This window comes from Pseudomonas sp. NPDC089741 (assembly GCF_044748825.1).
Taxonomy (GTDB): domain Bacteria; phylum Pseudomonadota; class Gammaproteobacteria; order Pseudomonadales; family Pseudomonadaceae; genus Aquipseudomonas; species Aquipseudomonas helmanticensis.
Genome location: NZ_JBIVGT010000080.1, coordinates 1 through 2,317, shown reverse-complemented (window position 1 = coordinate 2,317; position 2,317 = coordinate 1). Strand labels below are relative to the sequence as shown.

The 2,317-nt window shown below is 55.1% G+C and carries 3 protein-coding genes and 1 tRNA gene; 2 read left to right on the top strand and 2 right to left on the bottom strand.

Annotation, left to right across the window (positions count from 1 at the left end; translation table 11 throughout):
• Positions 1-505: 505 nt before the first annotated feature.
• Positions 506-1,075: a phosphonate metabolism protein/1,5-bisphosphokinase (PRPP-forming) PhnN gene (gene phnN / locus ACIPZE_RS28845; RefSeq protein WP_400776826.1), complete on the top strand. Its 570-nt coding sequence runs from the start codon at positions 506-508 to the stop codon at positions 1,073-1,075.
• Here phnN and ACIPZE_RS28840 read toward each other — a convergent pair.
• Positions 1,050-1,229, bottom strand: coding sequence for a PA3371 family protein (locus ACIPZE_RS28840; RefSeq protein WP_129395110.1), 180 nt, complete (start codon positions 1,227-1,229; stop codon positions 1,050-1,052). The genes phnN and ACIPZE_RS28840 overlap by 26 nt on opposite strands.
• Positions 1,230-1,249: 20 nt before the next feature.
• Positions 1,250-1,486 carry a hypothetical protein gene (locus tag ACIPZE_RS28835; protein WP_283439163.1) on the bottom strand — a complete coding sequence of 79 codons (237 nt, stop codon included), beginning with the start codon at positions 1,484-1,486 and terminating at the stop codon, positions 1,250-1,252.
• 294 nt (positions 1,487-1,780) lie between these two features.
• Between ACIPZE_RS28835 and ACIPZE_RS28830 the strand changes: the two genes are divergently transcribed.
• Positions 1,781-1,857, top strand: a tRNA-Arg gene (locus tag ACIPZE_RS28830).
• The last annotated feature ends 460 nt before the right edge of the window (positions 1,858-2,317 follow it).

Sequence of the window (2,317 nt, the reverse complement as noted above, 5' to 3'; positions counted from 1 at the left end):
GCCCCGCCCCCCCGCCCCCCCCCCCCCCCACCCCCCCCCCCCCCCCCACCCCCACCCCCCCCCCCCACCCCCCCGCCGTACGCCCCGAAGACACTGCCGGTTTCACTGGGCGCATATATTTAACCGGTTAGTTCAGGGGAGCGGTTCTCGGGATTGGCCGCAGGATGTGTGGTAGGACAAGCATCCGCGCCAAATGGTTCAACCTGAATTGTTAAGAGGCCCGCATCATGCCTCAAAATTGCCAGATCATTGGCGTCAATTCTGTGACAAATATTGAGCTGGGTAAAGGCGTAATGCCAGCACCAATTATCAGAAATGCGGACTGGTTTGAAAACTTCGCCCTGGTCTGCATCGCTGCCTGCGTCCTGGTGCATATCAGTTGATGTCCGAAGACGTCAGAGCGTGCATGCTATGCGGCTTTCTATCCTTGTTTCCTTGTCTTTACAGGATAGTGGCAAATTGCCGATTTACTAGTGGCTAAGGTGGTCTGGAGGGCGTTTTCAGGATGGATGGCAAGCTTATTTATCTGATGGGCCCCTCAGGGTCAGGCAAGGACAGTCTGATTGAGGCTGCGCGCGAACCACTGCGGGCGATGGGCTGTGAAGTCATGCGGCGAGTCATCACGCGATCAGCTGAATCGGTGGGTGAGGATGCGGTGGGCGTGACACCTGAGGAGTTTGAGCGGCGCGCGCGGGCGGGCGATTTTTCCCTGTCATGGCACGCGAACGGTCTTGCCTATGGAATCCCGGCGCAGATGGATCGGTTTTTGGCTGCGGGGCGCCATGTGCTGGTTAACGGCTCGCGCGCCAATCTGCGACAAGCGATGGGCCGTTACCCTGCGTTGGTGCCGGTACTGTTAACGGTAAGTGATGAGGTTCTACGTGGCCGCCTGCTCAGGCGGGGGAGAGAGACGCTTGAGCAGATCGAGGCTCGGCTTGCCCGTAACACCTTATTCAAGGATCGTAGATCGAGTGACGAGGCGGTGCTTCTGATCGATAACTCGGGTGAGCTGGCGGGGGCGGTGGAACAGTTACTGGACCTGATTCGGCTCAGCGCAGCACTGGATCAAACTTGATCTTGCGCCCGGCAGCCAGTGCCAGCACAAACAGCACCGAAAATACGCCGCAGACAATCAGGGGCAGGGTGACTGTGGTTTCCTCGAACAGCGAAAGATGCATTACGCCACTCAATAAGGCGAGGATCAGAAATCCTGCTGCTGATTTGGACATGCTGTACTCCTGAAGATATTTCAAAAAACCAGACGTTCTGTAAGTTGAGCTGGCAGGGCCTGATCGGGGGCGCTGACAGTCCTTGGGGCAAAGCTGCTCTTATCGGTCAGAATCGCCAGTTGGGGCTGTTTCTGCACCTGCAGATAATGCGGCATGCGCTGGGCCAACGTTTCCGGGGCATTGCTCGCAGGGGCAAAGTAAAAACTCAGCAAAATCGCCAGTGCAGTCGCGTTTGCAAGCAAGAGGGTGGTGTTCATGGGGCGGCGCTCCGATTGTTCTTCTATGGAACAGGCAAAGCAGCCGTCATGCCAACAGTCTAACCGCTGTTAAGTCCTTTAAAAACAACGATTTGGGAGGAAGAGTCGGATCGCTCGGGTTGCAATCTGCAATGATGGCTTTTTGGGAGGGTGCAAAATGCACGGTAAATCTTCCCGCAGCGTTGCAGTACGCATGCCTACACTTAATATGCCTACGGATGACATGACAAACCGGGGCGTGACCGTTAACATGCTCGCCGTCCGTCGCGCTGCCTCTGCTCGCGACAATCGTGTGTCTCAGTAGCTCAATTGGATAGAGCATCCCCCTCCTAAGGGGAAGGTTGGCAGTTCGAACCTGCCCTGGGACACCATCTATTGTTTGAATTCCCTTCTATTAGTAGTACTCGCCGCTTGCGAGGTCGCTCGGTACCCTTATTTCATTTGCGCAGCTTGATGATCCTTAGCGTGGATGGATTGATCTCGCCCGGCGATTATCGGCGGACAACAAGTTAACGTTTTCGGGGCTGGTGCAGTGCTCCTATATAGAAAGAGGGCGTTTTCGGGTGTTTCGATAGAAAAGTGCAATTAACGGTTGACGGCAGATTCTGGATGTCTATAATTCGCCCCACTTCCGGCGCAGTCGAAACGGAAAACTCCCTGAGATTCAATGAGTTGTGCAGTTTTCGACAGCGGCTTGCTTCAGATCATCGAAGTCTGGAAGGAGTTGAAAGAGTGGTGATGTTTGGCTCTTTTAACGTTTCGATCTTCTCGGTCGAAAGCGGAGAAAAAGAGGTGTTGACAGCAGCGTGTAACGCTGTAGAATTCGCCTCC

Coding starts and splice junctions, on each gene's coding strand:
- phnN (WP_400776826.1), top strand. CDS start 506: ATGGATGGCAAGCTTATTTATCTGATGGGCCCCTCAGGGTCAGGCAAG.
- ACIPZE_RS28840 (WP_129395110.1), bottom strand. CDS start 1,229: ATGTCCAAATCAGCAGCAGGATTTCTGATCCTCGCCTTATTGAGTGGC.
- ACIPZE_RS28835 (WP_283439163.1), bottom strand. CDS start 1,486: ATGAACACCACCCTCTTGCTTGCAAACGCGACTGCACTGGCGATTTTG.